Here is a 21,400-nt window from a genome sequence, read left to right on the forward strand (position 1 = left end):
GAAAACAGCGTAAATGTAAAAAGACCCGAACAATTGATCGGGCCTTTTGTTGAAGATTATTGCATTACCTTACAAATATCATTTGTGAAAGCAACTGGGTCTTCCACAGATAAGCCTTCAATAAGTAATGCTTGGTTATAGAGTAAATTTGTATATAAAGCTAATTTTTCATCATCAGTATTATTAAATGCAGCTTGGATACTATTGAAAACAGAATGGTGGATATTCAGTTCTAATACTTTATCAGCTTTAACATTTTGATTGTCTGGCATCATACTTAATACTTTTTCCATTTCTATGGTTACTTCACCATCAGCTGATAAACAAACCGGATGAGACTTTAGTCGTTTGGATGCTCGGACCTCTTTTACTTTGCCAGTAAGTATTTCAGACATTTTCGTAAAGATTTCTTTATTTTCTTTTACTTCATCTTCATTGTCTTCATTTTTGTCTGCTGCATCAATCCCTAAATCTCCGCTAGAAACTGACTTAAACTCTTTTTCTTCATAGTTAACAAGCATTTTTATCGCAAATTCATCAATATCCTCGGTAAAGTAAAGAATTTCATATCCTTTATCGGCCACGATTTCTGTTTGTGGTAACTTGTCAATCCGATCAATTGAATCACCTGTAGCATAATAAATATATTTTTGCTCTTCAGGCATTCTGCTTATATATTCATCTAATGTTACTAGTTTTTTCTCTTTTGACGAATAGAACAATAGTAAATCTTTTAATAAATCCTTATGCGTACCAAACTCATTATACACACCAAACTTGATTTGGCGACCGAATGATTCATAGAACTTCTCATATTGTTCACGTTCATTTTTCAATAAAGTTTTTAACTCGCTTTTAATTTTCTTATTGATATTTTTGGCAATGAGTTTTAATTGGCGGTCATGTTGAAGAATTTCTCTTGAAATATTTAAGGATAAATCTTCAGAATCAACCATCCCTTTAACAAAGCTGAAGTGATCCGGTAATAAGTCTGGGCATTTCTCCATAATTAACACGCCATTTGAGTATAGTTCTAACCCTTTTTGATATTCTTGAGAGTAATAATCAAATGGACGATTTTCTGGGATAAAAAGAATGGCATTATAACGAATAGAACCATCGACACTAACATGCACATGCTTTAACGGCTGATCAAACCCATACCGTTTCTCTTGATAGAAGTTTTGATAATCTTCATCCGTTAACTCATTTTTATTCTTACGCCATATTGGAACCATGCTATTAATGATTTGCTCTTCAATTACTTCTTCAAATTCTTTGTCATTATCCTCTTTCGGTTTACTCGTTGTCACATCCATTTTGATTGGATAACGAATGAAATCAGAGTATTTTTTAATAATTGATTTTAATTGATATTCATCAAGAAAATCATCAAAGTTCTCTTCTTCTTCGTTTTCTTTTAATTTAAGTGTGATGGTTGTACCTACTTGATCTTTCGTTGCTTCCACAATCGTATATCCATCGGCTCCTTGAGATTCCCAAAGATAAGCTTGATCACTATGCAACGCTTTTGTCAACACTTTTACTTCATCCGCTACCATAAAAGCTGCATAAAATCCGACACCGAACTGCCCGATAATATCATGGCCGTCTTTTGCTTCATTTTCTGATTTGAAAGCAAGGGATCCACTTTTAGCAATGACACCTAGATTATTTTCTAATTCTTCTTTTGTCATGCCGATACCAGTATCAATAATAGTTAATGTGCGCGCTTCCTTGTTAGGAACCACCTTTATGTAATAATCATCTTGTTCAAAAACAAGTTGGTCATCCGTTAACGCCTTATAATAGATTTTATCAATTGCATCACTCGCATTAGAAATTAATTCACGTAAAAACACTTCTTTTTGTGAATAAATAGAATGTACCATCATATCAAGCAATCGTTTCGATTCAGCTTGGAATTGCATTTTTTCTGCCATCTCCGCAGTCTCTCCTTTTCGTGAAATTTTCAAAGAATAAATTAGCACTCTACCTTATAGAGTGCTAATACTATTTTAATATCCTCTTTTTTCCCAGTCAATAGTTAATATTTATAAAGAACGCACCATTCCGCCATCTATTAAAATTGAAGAACCGGTTACGTAAGTATTAATATCTGAGCATAAGAAAGTGACAAATTGAGCAAATTCTTCAGGCTTGCCATAACGACCTAATGGGATTGATTGTGCTGATGCTTTTTGCACTTCTTCTTTCGTAATCCCTTTTTTATCGGCAGTTAATTGATCAAGATAGTCAATACGATCTGTTGCTATTCTACCTGGTGCAACCGTGTTGATTAAGATTTGATGTGGCGCTAATTCATCAGCAAGGGTTTTAGTCAAACCGACAATTCCTAAGCGAAATGTATTAGACAATAATAAACCTGGGATTGGTTGTTTAATAGATGTGGAAGCAATATTGATGATTTTTCCACCATGTTTCTTCATTTCAGGCAATACACTTCGGATCGTTCGTACATAGCTAAGTAAATTTAACTCGAACGAACGATACCAGTCATCATCCGTTAAATCCTCAAACCCACCACCAGGGGGTCCTCCAGCATTATTGATAAGGATATCAATTGTTCCATATGTAGCAGTTGTCTTTTGAATAAGTTTTTCAATATCATCCTGCTTTGTAATATCACACACTTGGTAATCCACATCCTCAACACCACTTGCTTTTAACTCTTGTTGCACGACTTGTAGTTTACTTTCATCTCTACTCGAGATCATTACTTTGGCGCCTTCCTTAGCTAATTCAAGAGCAATCGCCTTTCCTAAACCTTGACTAGAAGCTAATACTAAAGCTACTTTCCCTTTTATTTTTAAATCCATCGACTACTCCTCCTATTTCTTTCTATAAAATATATCAAACCGCTCCCATAAGTCTTCTAGTTTCTCTAATCTTTCTTCTACAACTTCAGTCCGCTCTTTCCCTAAATAAACAATTAAAGCATTAATTAAGCTAAGTGGGGCGGTAAAGGAGTCGATAAACGTCGGAAGCTTGCTAGAAGCAGTTAATACAACGTCTGCATATGGCACTAAAGGTGATGTTAGATGATCAGTAATAGCAATAACCTTTGCTCCATTTTCTTTTGCATATTGCACTTGTTCAATTGTATTCATTGAATAACGAGCAAAGCTGATACCAATAACTACATCATGCTTATCCAGCTTAAATAACTGTTCCGATACAGTGTCAGCAGCACCGATTAATTCACTATGGCCAAGGATAATATTTAAATAATATTGCAGAAACACACCTAATGACCGAGCACTGCGATTGGCACTTATGTATATTCTTCTTCCCGCTAATATATATTGTGCTGCTTGCATAAATTGTTTTTCATCTAACTTTTCCATAGTCAATTGAATGTTAGCTATATCATCTTGGAACAGCGACACTACCCCTTCTCTTTCATGCTCATAAACATCTGATGACATTTTCAATCTCTCTGTTGTAGTAAGTTGCTTTTGGATAGAGCTTTGCATATGCTGTTGTAACTCAGAGTAGCCAGTAAAACCAAGAAAAACAGCAAATCTAACAACCGTTGCTTCACTTACTTTCGTTGACTTGGCCAGTTTGGCAACAGTTAAAAAAGGGATTTCATTTTTATGATCAAGCATATATGTAGCAATTTTCTTTTGAGATTTACTCATTACCGGGAATTGATCTGCGATTAACTTTTCGATAGTCTCCATTTTATCAGTCATACCTTTTCTTCAAAATTAACAGATTTCTTTCTATACTTTTTATTATACGTGAAAAGCGTAAGAATTGATAATTTATATAACGAATGATGAATTATTTATTTCATTTTAATTAAAAATGAAATTTACACTTCACAAATAATGAATTTCAGCGTATGATGTTCTATATATTTCTTATACGAATAAACATGAAATATATATTTCATTATAGAGGTGAAAAATACAGTGAAAACCAGTTCATTAGATGATGTACACGAACAATTAAAAGCAAAAACGAGTAAATCATATCAATACTCTTTAGAAGCCCAAAGCTATATGCCAGGCGGTGTAACAGCAAATATTAAGTACTTTGACCCTTACCCGATTGTTATGCAAAGAGGTAGTGGCGCTTATTTATTCGATATTGATGGCAATGAATACATCGATTACTTATTATCTTATGGCTCTTTAATGCTCGGTCACGGTCACCCTAAAGTGCAAAAAGCATTAGCTGACCAAATGCAGGTGAATGGTACACATTTATTCGGGACACCTCATCAACTTGAACTCGAAATGGCAAAAAAATTACAAGCCCTTTATCCTTCAATGGAGAAACTAAGATATACAAACTCTGGTACTGAAGCAACCTTATTATCTATAAGACTAGCCTATGCTTACACTGGTAAATATAAAATTGCCAAGTTTGAAGGCCATTACCACGGTGGATATGATCAAATGCTGATTAGTGTCAATCCGAAAGTAGATCAAGCAGGTCCAGATTCAAAACCAAATGCATTAATTGAATCTAAAGGTGTGGATCCGTATCACCAAACTCATACGATTGTTTTACCTTTTAATAATTTGGAAGCAACAGCTGAAATTTTGACAAAGCATAAAGATGAGATAGCAGCAGTGATTTTAGAACCTGCTCAAAGTGGCTTTATCCCTGCTACACAAGAATTTATGACTGGATTAAGAAAAATTACGGAAGACTTAAATATTGTTTTAATTTTTGATGAAGTAAAAACCGGCTTTAGATTGGGGCTTGGTGGTGCCCAATCCGTTTATCATATTTCACCTGATTTAACGACATTAGGTAAAGTAGTTGGAGGAGGTTTCCCAGTTGGTATGGTTGGAGGCAAAGCAGAGATCATGATGACTTGTGCCCCTTCGACATTCTCGGATGTTTTTGACCATAGTACAGGTAAGAACTCCAGTGCCAAAGATGTCCTATTCCATAGCGGGACATATAATGGTCACCCTTCTATCCTTGCAGCAGGTATAGCAACTATTGACGTATTGCAAAATGAAATCTCTGAAGTGATGGCTAGAACGCATCGTTTAAAACAAGAACTTACAAGTCTTTTTGAAAGAAAAGGACTAACGATGCAAACCATTGGACTTGGCTCCATTTTTAACATCGTATTTACTGATAAAGAAGTATGGAATTATCGCGACTTACAACAGGCGAATTTTGTCTTACGAAAAAGATTAGACCTATTATTATTAATTAATGGTTTATATACAAAACCAATGAATCGTTTCAGCCTATCTACCGCACATACTGATTTAGAAATTAATCGAACACTGGAGATTTTCGAAAAAGCTTTACAAGATTTATAATTATTTGTATCTAGTGAAAAAGCACAAATAAAACCCTTAAAATACAGGTTTTGTTTGTGCTTTTTATGATGCATCTATTTTTCGCTCACTACCGCTGATAGGTGCTTATCAATGATTGTTTTTATTTCTCCCTTTTATCTCGTTGCTAGTTAAAAACTGAAACACTGTTTATAAGACCATTTTCCTTTTTACTAGATTTCTATATTAGGTTCATACGATAAGGTAACTATTGATTGTATAATATGTAAAAATATGTGATAATGTAATTAGTTATGATATTTTGAATTCGAGGTAATGACAAATGCAGGTAACTTTTATAGATATAGAAAGTCAGATAAAAGATACAAGAGAAATGCTTTTAATTATCGGGGATATTTTTGGATTATCAGACCCTTTCACTATTCAAATAAGCGAGGAACTCGACCACTTAATTAATCTGGTACAAAAAGAAAAATACACAGTTAATAAATAAGGAAAAGCCTAGTTTCTTATTTAAAGAAATTAGGCTTTTGTCATTATGAAACAACTTTATTTCCTGGTGTCGGCGATGTTGGAAAGGGTGGTAGAAATTGCGATAATAAATATTGATAAATCGTTTGTTCAACTGATTTTCCTAGTTTACTTAATCCTTGATTCCCAAATAACACATTAAATTCGATAATAAAGTACTTTCCTTCGCTTACCATAACATCAAACCCGGCATGATTAATACCTAATTGACCGGCGACATCTAAAACAAGGTCGATCGCTTCTTGTGGAATAAAGTCGGCACATAGTTCTCCACCTTGGGCAATATTATGAAGAAACTCTCCTTCTAGTCCCACTCTCCAGTAAGCGCCCAATACTTCATCTCCAACCACACATATACGTAAATCTTTGCCATCATTCGGTAAATATTCTTGGATATATAAAGCGTCAACTTTCTCGCAATACGTTAGAAAGTCTTCTTTGGATTGGATGAGAAAAACCCCTTTTCCCATAGAGTTTCGTGATTCTTTTGCTACAAAAGGAAAGGGAAAAGTATCTAAAACATACTCTATATTGCTCCTTGTATTAGCAAGGATTTCAGTATAGGGAACATGATCAGGACTCACCGCCCAAAGCGCTCTTGTCATTTCAATTTTACTAAAACCTAACTGCATTGTTTCTATACTAGGAAAGATCTTTTTCTTTAATCCGTACACAAGCGACGGTACTTGCCACGTTTCAGGAAATAATACGATATCAGCTTGTTTAATTGCATCTATTTCTTTAAACATATGTTCTGGCTTTATATAGTGCACATTAGGCATGCCAATCGTGCGAAATGCATTAAAAGAAACAATTTTCATTGATTCATTCACCTTCATTATTCAATTATGTTTTTGCATTGCAGATGTTAAAAAATGTATTTAAAAGAATATAAAACTATTAATATCATAGCATTTTTATAACAAAATACAATCAATTTTTTTTCGGAAAATACTCCCATTGCTTCGCGATTCTACTTTAGCAGTCGGTTTGGAATATTTCCCCCCGAAGCCGGGATTACGAATTCCAAATACTTTCGATAGGGGAGCGTCACCAACTTCTCCAACAAGATTGACATTTACACCTTTTCACGTAAAAGCTTCATCATCCTTTCAACATAAAAAAACACCCCGACCGTAGACTTTTTGGTCTAACTTTCGGGGTGCAAATCGGTCTTTTTCAGTTAAAGTTCTTCATTTTCTTCGCCTTTTTGTTTAGTCTTCATTTTAAAATAAGCATCAAATACTTCATCAGCAATATGAAGGTTAATCTTGGATTTATCTGAAGACAACCATGGAATAACAACTGAAATTGCAATTTCAGGGTTATCATACGGTGCGTACCCGACAAAGGTTAAATTCCAAGTATCTGGATTCGATTGCACCTTAAGTGGGCCCCCGTAGTAAGCTTGAGCTGTTCCTGTTTTCCCCGCAATCTTATACTTTTTATTTGTAATCCCACTATTTGCTGTTCCTTGCGGATGGTTGACTACTTGGATAAATCCATCTTGTACATGTTCAATCCACGCATCCTTCATCGTAATTTTATTTAATACATTCGGCTCGATTGACTTATAAACCGCTCCAAGTTGATTATTCTCAAGATTCGGTTCGCGAATTTCCTTCACAATCTGTGGTTGCATACGATAACCACCGTTCGCAATCGTTGATACATATTGAGCGAGTTGTAGTGGACTATACGTATCGAATTGGCCAATAGCAAAGTCTAGCGTATTCCCTCCATTAGGGGGAATTGGTGCTTGTCCCGTTACTTCACCTGGTAAGTCGATACCCGTTTTTACTCCCAGTCCGAACTGGTGAAAATTATATCGTAACTTTCTAATACCTTCATCTTTATCAATACGAAGTTTACCTTTGGGAATGTATTCTTGTTGTCCACCCATTCTCATTGCAATTAAAAACATATAAACATTGGACGATTTCCTAAGGGCCGTTAAGTCATTAATGGCACCAAATCCTGCTGTATTCCAAGATCGTTTAGGCTGTGTTCCGTCAAAATACAATGGTCTATCCACTAAAACACTCCAAGGTGAGATCACCCCTTCTTGATATCCCGCCAATACTGTTGCACCTTTAACAGTGGAACCCATCGAATATTGACTTGTCATATTACCTAAGGCGTAATCCATGACCTCAGTTTCACCTGTTTTTTCATCTTTGACAAACTGTTTACCCGCCATTGCGAGAACCTCACCTGTTTGTGGGTTCATCGCTGAAACAAAGCCACGATCTAAGAAGTAATTTCCACCTCTTAGACTGCGAATATGCTTTTCAATGATTTTTTCTACTTCTTGTTGGAATTCGATGTCAGTTGTTAAAACAAGATCTTTTCCTGCTTGTCCTTCTCTTACAACATCTTGCTTTGTTACTTCACCCGTTTTATCTGTATAATTTTTCATGATTTTCTTTTGCCCTTGTAAGACAGACTCGTATTGCAATTCTAAATAACTTTTGCCAACACGGTCATTGCGACTATATCCTTTAGATTGATAATATTCGAGCATTTCACTAGGTAAGCCCTCTTTTGAACTTGAAACATTTCCAAGCACAGAACTTAATGTCACTTCGCCATCTTCGTCCTTCAAGGCATTATAACGTTCCCAGTCTACTGTTGTATCAATGCCAGGTAATAAATGAAGATTCTCACTAACAAGGGCAAATTCATCTTCATTGACATTTTTGTTCTTAATAAAATGAGGTGTCAACATTCGACTACTTGCCATTTCTCGAAAGATTGCTAAAACTTCTAGTTCATCCTTCTTAAAAGCATTCAATTCTTCTTCTGTTATTCGTTCCCTCGTTCGTTTATATATTTCTTCATCTACTTCTTTCGATGACAAATCACTTGCCTGCAATTCATCTTTTTCTTTGTCTGATACTTTTTCTGCTGCTTCATTTGGATACTTTATGATCCAAAAGTCTTGTTTATCTCTTTCAGTAATTGCCTTCAAGTCTTCTTCCGAGTCTTTTTTAATCATTTTGGCTAATAGCTCTGATGTCTGAATCATTTCTTCTTGTGTAGTAGATTGCGAGCGTGTATAACTTATTGCTAATTGAGGTTTATTCCCTACAACCAGTCTACCTTTACTATCATAAATCTGCCCCCTAGGTGCTGTGCTTGTAACTGGCACCTCCACTTCCCGTTCAATCTCTTTTTTATAATTCTCCCCGTAAACAATTTGAACAATACCTAAGCGGAAGATTAGAATCGAAAAGAGTATAAATACTGCAAAAAACATTACATTAATCCGAAAAACCATTTTTTTATTTCGTTTCTGTCTTTTTTGCTCTCCCGCCATCATCAACACAACCAATCATCAAAGTATGAATCTTCTTAATTATTACTATATGTAACTACAATATTTCGAAAATATGTAAACTATTAAAATTAGATTAATAATATAAACTATCTTACAACAAATATCCATTTTTTACAATTGGTATGAAGAGGTATTTGATAAAAATGATCAATTTTACACTACCAGTAACATTTTCTATAAAGACGATAGATAATGAACAAATCAGGTATCCACTTACCTTTCTTTTAAGTGATTATTCTTCTTCTTTTTTAGCGGCTAAACAAAAAATCGATTGTTAAGTTAACCAACCGATTTTTCCATTTCACTCTTTTGTAGTTTTTGACGATAAACTGCTGGCTCATATAACATAAATACACCAATTAACCCAATAATCGCAAAGCTTAAAGGAATATACAGTCCATATTGATAAGCAGTTGCTAAGTCAGACAGAGCAAAATAGTCCAATACTTTTCCAAAAAGTGCTGGCAGCAACACCGCGCTAAGAAAGCCACCCGTATTGGCAAAACCGGAAATAAGCCCCACTTCTTTTATATGAAAGGACTGCCTAACGACTGTAAAAGTTAGCGTACTGGCACCATTTGCATAACCAATTAACACGAATAAAAGGATGAATAATAAATACGGTGGCTCCCCGCCCATCCATACTAAGGTAATCCAAGCAGAAACCGACAGCAGATGCACAAAGACATAAGGTAATTTGACTTTGTCAAAAAAAGTAGATAGATAGCTCGTTAATGGCGCTCCTATAATGGCACCAAATAATCCGTACATTATTACTTCACTTGCATTAGATCTTGATAAGCCGTAAACCTCCATACCATAAGGAACAGCCCAAGAGCCAATAAAGCCGATATACGTGCCTACTACACCAAAATGACAAAGGAATGTCGCCCAAGCTTGACGATTGACAAGTAATCTTCTTATGATGACTAGTAACGGTTCATTTGTTTCTTTTTGGTTTTTTTCATCTGCCATATAAAATTTCTTCCTGGGATATTTTATTAAAACAATATAAAGTCCCATACCAAGGATGAATATTAAGATGCCAACAATTAAAAATGGCATTCGCCACCCTAGTAAAGCAATGGTCGAACTAAAAGGGACGGTTGCTAATAAGAAACCTAAACTACCTGTCATTCCGGCAAATCCTACAAGCATTGAAAATTCTTGCTGCTTGAACCAAATGCTTAGCACAAGAACTAAATTGACCCATATAGTAGCATCGCCAATTCCACATAATAATCTAGCAAAGATTAACATATAACTATTATCTACCAAACTATATAGAATGGTACCAAGTCCGTTAAGCAGCGTTCCAACGACAAGAAATACATTTGGACCAAATCGATCAGAAAATAATCCGATGGGAATTTGCAATCCAGCATAAGCAAAAAATTGAATACTCGTTATCAAGCCAATCGTTGCAGCCGTTAAATGAAATTCTTCCATTAATTGATCTGTTATTAAACCAGGTGCCGTTCTTTGACTTACCATAAATAAATAGGCTAAAAGTAAAACACCAAATACAACCCATCTGTACTTACTTTGTTGTTTATTCATAATTAAACGCCTTCCTTAATTTAACATTCGTCTTTCATTATACGCTTATTGACATTATATATATAGGAAGTTTTTCTATCTATGAGGGTGGAGTCATCTTTCTATAGACGAGATGAGTAGTTGGGGAAGAGCGAACTTTTTTGTGAAAGAAAATCTGCCATATTTGTAGATTGCCTTATTCCATAACAAACCTAATATTACGACGAGTATAGGGATTTGATGTTAACAGAATAAAGTTAATAAGAATGAACCTTATTCTGTTAACACTATTCCCTCTTTATCTTATGATGTTTTATGCATATGTTTTATCAGTTAACCACTTTTCTTGAGTATACGCCATTTCCCAAAAAGCTAATTCATATTGACAGCTGATGGTAAATGCAGATTTCATTTTTTCTTTTTCTGTTTCAGATGCAAGTTCAGCAAGCCGATCAAGGTGGTGAATTTGTTCCAGTACAAGTTTAACAAACCATTCTCCACCGTAAGTATCAATCCATGTACGATAAATTTCTTCTTTTGGTTTTGCCCCTTTAAAGCTCTGTCCAATATCATAATAAATCCAGTAACATGGAAGCAAACTAGCGATGACCTCGCCAACTGTACCTGTCTCTGCTACTCGGTATAAATGGGATGTATAGGCATAGGCAGTAGGAGCTGGTCTAAACTGGTTTAGCTCTTCTTCTGAAACTTTTAATAACTCCATAAATTTGTTATGTAACCCTAGTTCTGCTTCATAAGTCCCTTGCGCATGTGAAGCCATTCTCGAAGTCATATATAAATTCTCCGCTTTAGAAGCAGCGATTGCTTGCACACGTGCAAAATGTGATAAATAGTAAGAATCTTGTAACACGTAAAAGCGGAAACACTCAATTGGTAAATCTCCCTTAGCGATTCCTTTGACAAAAGGGTGTTCAAAATTAGCTTCCCAAATATCATGTACTTCTTTCCTTAACATTTGTGTAAACGTTTCTTTTGTTGCCATCATTTCTACCTCTTCTCTCTTTTTTAATGAGCATAAAAAATCCAGAAAAGCGAAAAAACCACTTCCTTAAAGAAAGTGGCTACTGTATACATTATTCATTTAGTTATATTACGTTAACTAAATTTATATACGCCACTTCCCTACGCTGGTATCAATCAGATCAGGTTCTAAGAGTCTTAAAGTTACACTTTAATCTCAGCCTTTTAAAGGCACCCCTAGTGGATTTATGTAATTATGCTGTCATCGTTATGTTATCATCTTATCAAAAAATGTCAACTTAAATGAAAAGCATCTTGAAGTATAGTAATGAGTAATGTCATGCTTCTCTTTCAGTTATCATGTTTAAGTGAGTTGGATGAAATGTTGTTGTATCGTTAACACTTCAAATCGCGTAACACTAAATTGGCATTGACTAAAAGTAACGATAACCTCAGGTATTAACCACTTAAAAATCTCGACCTTTCGACGCTTCACCTTCTCAATTTAGTGAAGTTTTTCTTTCTATTGAAACCATTCGACTTTTTATCATCTTAAAATAGGTTTATACTAGAATTATGATATTGGGTAAAGAATGGGTGAATACTATTGGAAACACATATTTTTTCAAAAGGGGAAGAAATCGCCAACGCGATTGTTCACGGAGTTGGTGCACTATTAAGTATTGCGGCTCTTGTAATTTTAACTGTTTTCTCATCCTTATATGGAACAGCTTGGCATATTGTCAGCTTTGTTCTATTTGGTATAACGATGGTTATTTTATATTTCTCATCTACTTTGCTACATAGTTTACCAGCAGGCAAAGCAAAAGATGTATTTGAGATTCTCGATCATTCTTCCATTTACTTTTTTATTGCAGGAACGTTCACACCGTTTTTATTTATAACTGTTAAAGGTCCCTTAGGATGGACTTTATTTGGTCTTGTTTGGGGACTAGCAATTGCAGGTACGGTTTTTAAATGTTTTTTTGTTAAAAAATTTTTAGTCCTCTCGACATTACTATATGTTTTGATGGGCTGGCTAATTATATTTGCATGGGAACCTCTTGTTACACACTTAACCACGCAAGGCTTGATTTTTCTCATCATTGGTGGCGTTTTATATACTGCTGGGTCGGTATTTTATGTTTGGAGAGGGTTTAAGTACCATCACGCATTGTGGCATGTTTTTGTTCTTGCCGGATCGATTATGCATTTCTTTGCCGTTCTCTCGCTTCTGCCATGATCAATTTTTAAAAATGGTCTGCAGGTGGCTTCTCTTTCACCTGCAGATTGTTTAATACATATTTAAGTTGTTGTTTACTTCCTCCTTCTACAGGGCAAACCACTACTTATAATAACTTCATGACTTCATAGCGAAAGCTGACTTTTTTATATCCTTGTTTACGATACATATCCTTTGGAGTATCATTGCTGTCGGCTACAAGTATAACCTTATGATTGTTAAAACGCTTCATAACTTCATATTGCAGAATTGCAGCAATCCCCTTTAATCGGTGAGTTGGTAACACACCTACACTATCAATTTCAGCTGTACACTTATTAATAAATACTTGTAACGAACCTGCTGGCACACCATGATCATATGCGATTAACTGTAACGTATCCTTTGCATTATAATGATAGGAATGAAGTCGTCTATTCAGGTTCACATATTCCTCTCCATAATCTTGATCAAAGTTCCTTTGCAATTGTAAATATTCTGTAAAATTAGCGTTTGTCACTTCCTCAACTACGATTCCATTCTTTTTATCTTTATAGAGAAATTGGAGAGGATTAATTTCATATAACTCCTGACACCCTATCGTATAGAATTGTTGATAAAGGTATACTAAAACATCCTCTTTAACTTTTTCGTCAGCCGGTAAGTAAAACTTCATATGCTCTTGTTGATGATTTTTCTGATAGTCTTCTAAATACCTTTCCGCTTGTTGAAATTCTTGCAAACTGGGATTTATTTTAAATTGAATATAGTTTGCATCATATTTAAAATAGAACGTTGTTGAACCGTAATGATCAAAATTGACTTCTTCTGCTATTAACTGACCATCATGGTGTATATCCCTAAAACTAACCACTGACCATCTCTCCCTACTTACAGCTCTTAAGTATATCGATAAAAAGCATCATTCTAGGAAACTAAGAAACAATGCCCCTACCTATTTTATCATTTTTTCGCAAATTAAGAAGGCTGGGACATAACTAAATGAGCTAACCACAAAAAAGAACAATAACAAATTGATCTTAAAACATCATTTGCAAAAAAAAGTCCGTTCCATTGCGCTACAGTCACTCGCTTTCCCCCTATTTCCCACAGGAGTCGAGTGTTTTCCGCTCCATTTCACTATTCTTTTCATATAAGGGTTCAAATCACACAAAAAAACCGAATGATTAGATGATATAACTCCTAATCATTCGGATAAATCATTAGCTAGCATACTTATGTCCCAACCTCAGTAATACCTCGTTATTACAAATACATTTCGATACCGGGTCCAATCGGAATACCGAATAATCCAAAAATGAATAGCAAAACTACCCAAATGACTAAGAAGACCATTGAATAAGGGATCATTAAGGAAATAAGCGTACCTAAACCTGCTTTTTTATCGTATTCTCTCATAAAAGCAAGAACTACGAGGATATACGGATTCAATGGCGTAATGATATTTGTAGTTGAATCGGCAATTCTATACGCTGCTTGGATAAAAGCAGGGTTATAATCAAGTAACATAAACAATGGAATAAAAATTGGGGCTAATAATGCCCATTGAGCAGAACCACTAAAGATTAATAGATTCAGTATAGAGACAAGAATAATAAATCCAATAATTACAGGAATACCAGTTAAATTGATGGAAGATAAGAATTCCGCACCATTGACTGCAATCCAAGTACCTAAATTGGACCAGTTAAAATAAGCAATAAATTGTGACGCAGCAAAGATAAGAACGATATAACCTGCCATATCTTTCATCGAATCTGCCATATACTTTGGAATATCAGCACTTTTTGTGATCTTCTTCACTGTTACTCCGTAGGCTGTTCCTATCGTTACAAAGAATAATAAAACAATCGGGATAATTCCGCTTAAAAATGGGGAAGGAATCATACCACCTTCTTCGTTTCTAAGTGGGGAGTCTGGTAAGAAAATAATTGTAAGTAAAAGAGCAATATATGCCAGACCCGCTATAACGGCATTTCTTAATCCTTTTGACTCGATAGCTGAAACCGGTTCAAAATTCTTTTTCAAATCCCCATCATATTTGCCTAATCTTGGTTCAATTACCTTTTCAGTTAAGAATCCACCAACTAAAGTTAAAAGAACAGTAGAAACAGACATAAAATACCAGTTATCAACAGGTGATACAACAAATGATGGATCAATTGCTTTCGCTGCCTCTGTAGTAATACCCGCCAATAACGCATCTGTTCCAGCGATTAAGATATTAGCTGAAAATCCTGCACCTACGCCAGCAAACCCCGCTGCTAAACCAGCTAATGGATGCCTACCAACAGTGTAGAAAACCATCGCAGCTAACGGTGGTACAAGTACGAATGCCGCATCTGAAGCAATATTCCCCAAAATACCAATAAAGAATACCGCATATGTAACTAATGACTTGGGTGTACCTAAGATCGACTTTTTAATCGCTGTTTCTAGTAAACCTACTTTATCCGCTAAGCCGACACCAAGCATCATAGCTAACACAAGCCCTAGTGGTGCGAAACCAGTAAAGTTCGATAGCATCTCAGTTAATATAAATTGTAGACCTTCACCAGAAAGTAAACTCTTAATGGCCAACTCTTCCCCAGTGCCTGGGTGCACTACTGTGACATCAAATTGGTTTACAATGAATGTTAATACCATAACAAACACTGCAAGATAAACGAATATAAAAAATGGATCTGGTAGCTTGTTCCCTATCGTTTCAATGCCGGACAAGAATTTAGACATTAAACCCTTTTTTTCTTGTTCATTATTTACATTTGCTTGCAAATCATTTCACTCTCCTTACGTCGAATTTTATCGGAATTTATCCTTAACATTTCCGTTATTATATCATCACATTTATATTGTGAATAGTCTTTTTTTAATCTTTTTTGTCTTTTTTGATAATTTTCTAAAAAATATAATTTGTTCTTACAAATATAAGAATATATAGAAATAATATGGTTGAAAATAATTCTCAATGTTCGCCTTCAAGTTTTTATTTAATTAATTACAAACAATAAAAAACCCAAACAACTGGAAATGAATTATATTTCAGGTGCTTAGGTTCAAAATATACGGTTTTATTTTTTATATTTTAGCTAACTGTTTAAAGTCTAATTGATAAATCTTTCGTGGTCTCCCGCGATGACCTGTCTCTTCTCCAATGATTTCTGCTAATCCGATCTTTTCCATCTCCATCAAGATTCTTCTTGCGTTGCGATCAGTGCTTTTTAGCCAATGAGATAAATCTTGAGAAGTAATCATATTTTTTTGGTAGTGCAATGATAAAGACTCAATTTTTGCAACAACTTTACTACTTATACCTGCATCTTTAAATATTTTTTCCCAATCATTTCCGTAAATCCTTGAATGAAAACTTATTTCTTCTCGTTCATTTTTAATAATCGTTAATTCTTTTTCTTCATTAACAGAGATAACAATTGGGCCCTTAAATTCACGAGCATGAGAAAAAGCCATACTCACATTTTCCTCAGCCTCTAATACTGTTAAACCAAAGCCTACACCTATGCGGACTCGTAACCGACTATTGACAAAAATTTCTTCACTGATTGTCAACATAGATTGATCTCTCATAAATAGCTCAAGTTCTCCTCGCGTTGTAAAAATATAGTGGACACCATCATCCATCTGGACAACCGAACCATTCATTTTTTCACCAACGTCAAGCAAGACTTTTTTTAGTTCTAATTCTTGATGCTTTAACCGAAAGGATCGCCTTCTTTCTTCACTTTCAGAAGAAGCAACGATGCGTTCGACACCAATAATGACAAGTTGTGATTTACGGTACCATGATGCTTGTCCCTTTTCTTTAATGGTTTCTAAAGAACGTCTGACCGTTAATTCAGATTGCTCGATTCGATAAGTTGGGATGTTCATCTTCGTTAATTCTTTATACACCTTATTTAAACAAGTAATAGCAATATCAACTTTGTTACTTTCATATAATTCTTTATGGAAAGCAATAATTTCTTCAGCCGGCATATATCCGTCGTAAGAATTCATCTGGAAAAGGACTCGATTCCTTACTAGCGGATCGAGTCCTCTATCCATCTCTTCTTCTTGAATAGTATCCAAACTAAAACGCTTTTGCACTTGATCGCTATCTAAAAAAATCTTTACTAAGACAGCAAGCAGGCCCGCGCCACTTAAGGGAATATAACTCGCTTCTTTTTTTGTAATCACTTTCTTGGATAATGCATAGAAATACGGCGCCTGCCCTGAAAAAAGCCACTGGTCGACCCATTCTCTATTTCTAATAATAATTTGCTCCGTTTCTTCAGTCGATTCATACACAAAGGGAATAAAGTGAAGTTCATCGTAGTCCGCCCCTGTATCTATGATCATTTTAACTGAATCTTTCGGTCCGATAACCCCCACTCGAATTTTCATCCAACGCACCTGCCTCCAACAAATTAAACGATATATCCTTATTTTAACATGATTGGTTAAGGTTCGTTCTTTTTAACTTATTGCCACCCTAAAATCACACGACAAATTGATTCAACGGCAATAGGCAGTACCTCTTCATCATAATCAAAACTTGGATGATGATGTCCAGCAGCGAGCGGTGTTCCAAATAACATATAGTTCGCCGCTCCCCCATTTTGCCTAACCTTCTCTAACATAAAGGCTGCGTCTTCAGAAGCCCCTAAAGGTAGTTTTGGAATCACATTTTTAATATTTGAACTGCCTTTCACTGCCCCATTAATAAAATCTATCCATTCATCTTGACACTCTGCACTCGGCGCCTGGCCAACGATTTCAACATTTGTTGTGACATCATAAAGAGCTCCACTTGCATGAATAATTCTCATTGCTTCGGCAACCATGTAATCCTCATTGAGTTCAGTCGATGAACCTCGTGTTTCTAATTGCATTTTCGCATAATCAGCAATGATATTTCGGCCACTTCCTGCCTCTAGTGTCCCTATATTGATGCGTGTCGCACCACCTGCGTGTCTTGTAATACCATTTAAATGTAATGAAGCGGCTGCAGCGGCTAATAAAGCATTCCTGCCTTCATTTGGCTCTAATCCAGCATGTGCAGATTTTCCAAAGTATTCAACGTCTATCTTTGTACTGGCTAAGAACTGATCTGTTGTTGCCACTATGTCACCTACGTTTAATGAGTGGATACCTATATGCCCGCTTAAAAAGACATCCGCATCATCTAGCAAGCCTTTATCCACCATCGGCTTTGCCCCTCGTCCCCCTTCTTCTCCAGGTTGAAATAACAAGGAGAACCGTCCGTTTAATTGGTGGCGATTTTCATGAATAAAACGCGCAACACCCAAACCTATAGCGGTGTGCCCATCATGACCACACGCATGCATATAGCCTTCTCTGTTGCTATGAAACCCTTGAGCAAAAGGAAAATGCGCTTCATCCTCTGCTTCATTAATCGGGAGCGCATCGATATCAAATCGCAGAACAATATGTTTTCCTTTGCGACCAGTGTCGAAATAGGCTCTAAGTCCGGTAAAAGCACCTTTCATTAAATATAAATGTGCCTTATTTATGCCCGCCTCCATGGCTCTTTGTTCTTCTTTTTCTATCTGATCTTCTGTTGGCAATCCCATTCTTGTATGTGGATGAAGAATTGCCTGCCCCATCTCTACTTCAAAATCGAGCTTTTCTATCTCTTCAGCAATCTTTGCAGTTGTCACATACTCTGTCCAAGCTACCTCTGGATATGCATGAAACATTCTTCTCATTTTAGTTAAATACGGGGTGATGTCTTTAATGAATGCTTCCATTTGAAAAAATTCCTCCTATAAACCCTTACTTTGTAATTGTTCAATTGTATCTACAGCAACTTGAGCCATCAATTCCATACCGATCGGCAAAATATTTTCATTCAGTTGGAAAGAAGGGTTGTGAAGTGGCTTTTGATTATGTCCTATTGAACAACCTAGCCAATAATAAACACCCGGATATTCTTTTAAAAAGCGGCCAAAATCCTCTCCCGCCATTGATGGAGCGACTTCTGGAACATTTTCCTTACCTACAAATTTCGCCGCTGTTTCCTTCACTCTTTCAGCCCACTCCGGCGTGTTTACTGTCGCAGGATAACCATCAAGGTAAGTGATGTCGACCTGTCCACCGAGCGCTTTAACAGTGTCTGTTACGATTTGATGAAAACGATTCTTCACTTCTGACTTTACATGATCCGCTAACGTTCTTACTGTCCCTTCAATCATTACTTCTTCCGCTATGACGTTATGGGCAACCCCACCAGATACCTTGCCAATTGTAACAACCGCTGATTCTAGCGGATCAATGTTTCGGCTCACAATCGTTTGCAACATTGTAATCACTTGGTTCGCGATAATAATTGCATCTTTTGTCATATGCGGCATACTGGCATGCCCACCTGAACCAGTGATTTTCAAAGAAAACCGATCAGAATTACCCATCATCGCTCCCGATCTAACACCTATTTGCCCTGGCGGGAGGTCTGGCCATACATGCTGCCCAATAATAACTGATGGTTTATATTCATCAAATACACCGTCTTCCATCATTGTCTTCGCTCCACCTATTGGAGACTTTTCTTCCGCCGGCTGAAATAGGAGCAAGATCGTTCCAGCTAAATTGCTTTTATGGTTATTTAAGATAATACCAGCTCCTAATAGCATTGCTGCATGACTATCGTGACCACAAGCATGCATCACACCTTTTACTTTCGAAGAATAAGAGACACCACTTTGTTCTTCAATCGGTAAGGCATCAATATCCGCCCGTAAACATATCGTCGGCCCCTGTTTTTCTCCTTTAATAATTGCTAGAATCCCAGTTTTAGCAAAACCAGTTTGATATGGAATTTGATAATCGTTTAGTTTCTGTTGTATTTTCAAAGATGTTTGCACTTCTTCACCACTTAGCTCTGGATACTCGTGAAGTTCACGCCTAAACAATGTTAATTCAGTAGCTATTTTTTTTGCTTCGCCTTTAAAAGAAACGGACATGATAATCTCTCCCTCTTCAAAATCATTAAGGAAAAATTCCTTATTAATTCCGATAATACACTAAAATCAATCAAATTTGAGGGAAATCCGGGAATTTTTTAAAAATTTTCACTAAATTTATTCTGCAAAACGAAAAATGAGATGATATTTGATCAAAACTCCCCCATTAACAACTATTCATTTTCACTCTCCGTTTCTAGACGTAAAAGATGCTCCTTTCTTTCTATACCTCCGCCATATCCGCCCAATTTTCCACTTGCTTTAATCACGCGATGACAGGGTATGATAATGGCTATTTGGTTGGCTCCATTGGCATTTCCAACAGCTCTTACGCGGTTGCTATTCCCTAATAAATTAGCAATATCTTGATAAGAAACAGTTTGTCCATATGGAATCTTTTGCAAAAGAGACCACACTTCCATTTGAAAACGTGTTCCTTGAAGGAAAAGAGGAATAGTAAATTGTCGAAGTTGTTTAGCAAAATAAAGCTTGAGCTGTTCTTCTAGTTTTCGATTGATTGTCGTAACCCCTGGCAGTATCCGCGCATTTTGTTTATTTCGTATGTTTTCAATCTCTTTTTCAAGACCTCTCCTATCGATAAATTCCAATAAATACAAATACTTTTCATCGCTAATACTAATCATCCTACCAAGAGGTGTCGATAAAATATTCGCATATACTATCGATAAAGAAGCTCTCTTTGGAGACCTACCAATGATTTTCGAGAAAGCATCATTAAAGGCACTCGATGAATCATAGCCGAGCAATACTTGTTGGTCTATCACTTTTTTTCCATTTAATATTTCTTTAAAGGCGATACCCATTCTTCTTGAGCGGGCGTACTGTACAAAGGTCATCCCGTAAATTTCTTTAAACTTTCTTCTTGCTGTTGCTGAATGAATACCTAGTTCGCGAAAATCCGCTTCCTTCCATCTTTTCTCTGGGCTAGCCTCAACTGCTAAAACTAATTTCTCAATTTCGTTAGGAATACTGTTTGGATAGAATAATGGTGTACAACGTTTACAAGGACGATAGCCTGCTAATAATGCTTCCTCTGCCGTTAAGAAGAATTCACAATTCTCATACTTAGGTTTTCTGGCTGAACAAGTTGCATGACAAAAGATACCTGTTGTTCTTATACCTACAAAGAAAATCCCATCGTATTGTGAATTTCTTTGAACTAACGCTTCGTAAAACTCTGTTTTCTTTTCCTCACTTATAATCATAGTTGTCCCTCCTTTATTTCGGTAATTGCTACTATTATTATAGCGAGGCTAAGCAAAATTTCTTTCTGAAAATGAACAACTATTTTTAACTAGATTGACATTCCTTTCATAGTCATTTCAATCATTTAGATGATGGGTGATATAATATTCTTTTTTCAACCAGTCATTTCCCTTCAAATTGATTGTATAAATGCAACCATATGATGAACTTCACCTTTTGCGGAATGATTTAGTAGGGTGCCAAACTGCACCATATGCGACGA

16 protein-coding genes and 1 riboswitch are annotated in these 21,400 nt (G+C 35.9%); of the genes, 3 read left to right on the plus strand and 13 right to left on the minus strand.

The features are described 5' to 3' along the window. Nucleotides 1–56 precede the first annotated feature (56 nt). The 3 genes from htpG to H9655_RS12475 form a co-directional block, all read right to left on the minus strand. On the minus strand, nucleotides 57–1,943 hold the full coding sequence (gene htpG, locus H9655_RS12465; RefSeq protein ID WP_191814410.1) for a molecular chaperone HtpG: 1,887 nt from the start codon (nucleotides 1,941–1,943) through the stop codon (nucleotides 57–59). Nucleotides 1,944–2,054: 111 nt separating this feature from the next. Continuing rightward, nucleotides 2,055–2,840: an SDR family oxidoreductase gene (locus H9655_RS12470; protein ID WP_191814412.1), complete on the minus strand. Its 786-nt coding sequence runs from the start codon at nucleotides 2,838–2,840 to the stop codon at nucleotides 2,055–2,057. 12 nt (nucleotides 2,841–2,852) lie between these two features. Beyond that, complete coding sequence (locus H9655_RS12475; RefSeq protein WP_225230613.1) at nucleotides 2,853–3,719, minus strand: MurR/RpiR family transcriptional regulator; 867 nt, start codon at nucleotides 3,717–3,719, stop codon at nucleotides 2,853–2,855. Nucleotides 3,720–3,941: 222 nt separating this feature from the next. Between H9655_RS12475 and H9655_RS12480 the strand changes: the two genes are divergently transcribed. Continuing rightward, nucleotides 3,942–5,318, plus strand: a complete 1,377-nt coding sequence (locus tag H9655_RS12480; protein WP_318245480.1) for an aspartate aminotransferase family protein — start codon at nucleotides 3,942–3,944, stop codon at nucleotides 5,316–5,318. Nucleotides 5,319–5,619: 301 nt separating this feature from the next. Beyond that, a complete protein-coding gene (locus H9655_RS12485; protein WP_191814414.1) occupies nucleotides 5,620–5,790 on the plus strand; it encodes an aspartyl-phosphate phosphatase Spo0E family protein in 171 nt (56 codons plus the stop codon). 43 nt (nucleotides 5,791–5,833) lie between these two features. Here the strand turns inward: H9655_RS12485 and H9655_RS12490 are convergent, their stop codons facing one another. The 4 genes from H9655_RS12490 to tenA all read right to left on the minus strand — a co-directional run bounded on the left by H9655_RS12490 (nucleotide 5,834) and on the right by tenA (nucleotide 11,710). Continuing rightward, nucleotides 5,834–6,667: an ATP-grasp domain-containing protein gene (locus H9655_RS12490; protein ID WP_318245481.1), complete on the minus strand. Its 834-nt coding sequence runs from the start codon at nucleotides 6,665–6,667 to the stop codon at nucleotides 5,834–5,836. Between the two features lie 344 nt (nucleotides 6,668–7,011). Continuing rightward, on the minus strand, nucleotides 7,012–9,147 hold the full coding sequence (locus H9655_RS12495) for a peptidoglycan D,D-transpeptidase FtsI family protein (RefSeq protein WP_191814418.1): 2,136 nt from the start codon (nucleotides 9,145–9,147) through the stop codon (nucleotides 7,012–7,014). A 300-nt stretch (nucleotides 9,148–9,447) separates the two neighbouring features. Next, nucleotides 9,448–10,728 carry an MFS transporter gene (locus H9655_RS12500; protein WP_191814420.1) on the minus strand — a complete coding sequence of 427 codons (1,281 nt, stop codon included), beginning with the start codon at nucleotides 10,726–10,728 and terminating at the stop codon, nucleotides 9,448–9,450. Between the two features lie 292 nt (nucleotides 10,729–11,020). Continuing rightward, nucleotides 11,021–11,710: a thiaminase II gene (gene tenA / locus H9655_RS12505; RefSeq protein WP_191814422.1), complete on the minus strand. Its 690-nt coding sequence runs from the start codon at nucleotides 11,708–11,710 to the stop codon at nucleotides 11,021–11,023. 120 nt (nucleotides 11,711–11,830) lie between these two features. Then, nucleotides 11,831–11,937, minus strand: a riboswitch (TPP riboswitch). A gap of 358 nt (nucleotides 11,938–12,295) precedes the next feature. On the opposite strand from tenA, the gene trhA reads away from it, so the two are divergent. Next, nucleotides 12,296–12,931, plus strand: coding sequence for a PAQR family membrane homeostasis protein TrhA (trhA, locus tag H9655_RS12510; protein ID WP_191814424.1), 636 nt, complete (start codon nucleotides 12,296–12,298; stop codon nucleotides 12,929–12,931). A 106-nt stretch (nucleotides 12,932–13,037) separates the two neighbouring features. On the opposite strand, the gene H9655_RS22845 is transcribed toward trhA, so the two are convergent. The 6 genes from H9655_RS22845 to H9655_RS12540 all read right to left on the minus strand — a co-directional run bounded on the left by H9655_RS22845 (nucleotide 13,038) and on the right by H9655_RS12540 (nucleotide 21,137). After that, nucleotides 13,038–13,784 (minus strand): GNAT family N-acetyltransferase, encoded by a 747-nt coding sequence (locus H9655_RS22845; RefSeq protein WP_191814426.1) that lies wholly within the window; start codon nucleotides 13,782–13,784, stop codon nucleotides 13,038–13,040. A gap of 392 nt (nucleotides 13,785–14,176) precedes the next feature. Then, on the minus strand, nucleotides 14,177–15,664 hold the full coding sequence (locus H9655_RS12520) for an AbgT family transporter (protein ID WP_191814554.1): 1,488 nt from the start codon (nucleotides 15,662–15,664) through the stop codon (nucleotides 14,177–14,179). Nucleotides 15,665–16,009: 345 nt separating this feature from the next. Then, nucleotides 16,010–17,332, minus strand: a complete 1,323-nt coding sequence (locus H9655_RS12525) for a hypothetical protein (protein WP_225230614.1) — start codon at nucleotides 17,330–17,332, stop codon at nucleotides 16,010–16,012. A gap of 77 nt (nucleotides 17,333–17,409) precedes the next feature. Next, nucleotides 17,410–18,699, minus strand: coding sequence for an amidohydrolase (locus tag H9655_RS12530; RefSeq protein ID WP_191814429.1), 1,290 nt, complete (start codon nucleotides 18,697–18,699; stop codon nucleotides 17,410–17,412). Nucleotides 18,700–18,714: 15 nt separating this feature from the next. Next, entirely contained in the window at nucleotides 18,715–19,911 is a 1,197-nt protein-coding gene (locus tag H9655_RS12535) for a M20 metallopeptidase family protein (protein WP_191814431.1), read from the minus strand. A gap of 173 nt (nucleotides 19,912–20,084) precedes the next feature. Beyond that, the gene (locus H9655_RS12540) at nucleotides 20,085–21,137 is read right to left on the minus strand and encodes a bifunctional transcriptional activator/DNA repair enzyme AdaA (protein ID WP_191814433.1); all 1,053 of its coding nucleotides are present in this window, start codon (nucleotides 21,135–21,137) and stop codon (nucleotides 20,085–20,087) included. Nucleotides 21,138–21,400: the final 263 nt, after the last annotated feature.

Origin of the sequence: Cytobacillus stercorigallinarum, assembly GCF_014836495.1 — a bacterium.
Lineage (GTDB): Bacteria > Bacillota > Bacilli > Bacillales > Cytobacillaceae > Cytobacillus > Cytobacillus stercorigallinarum.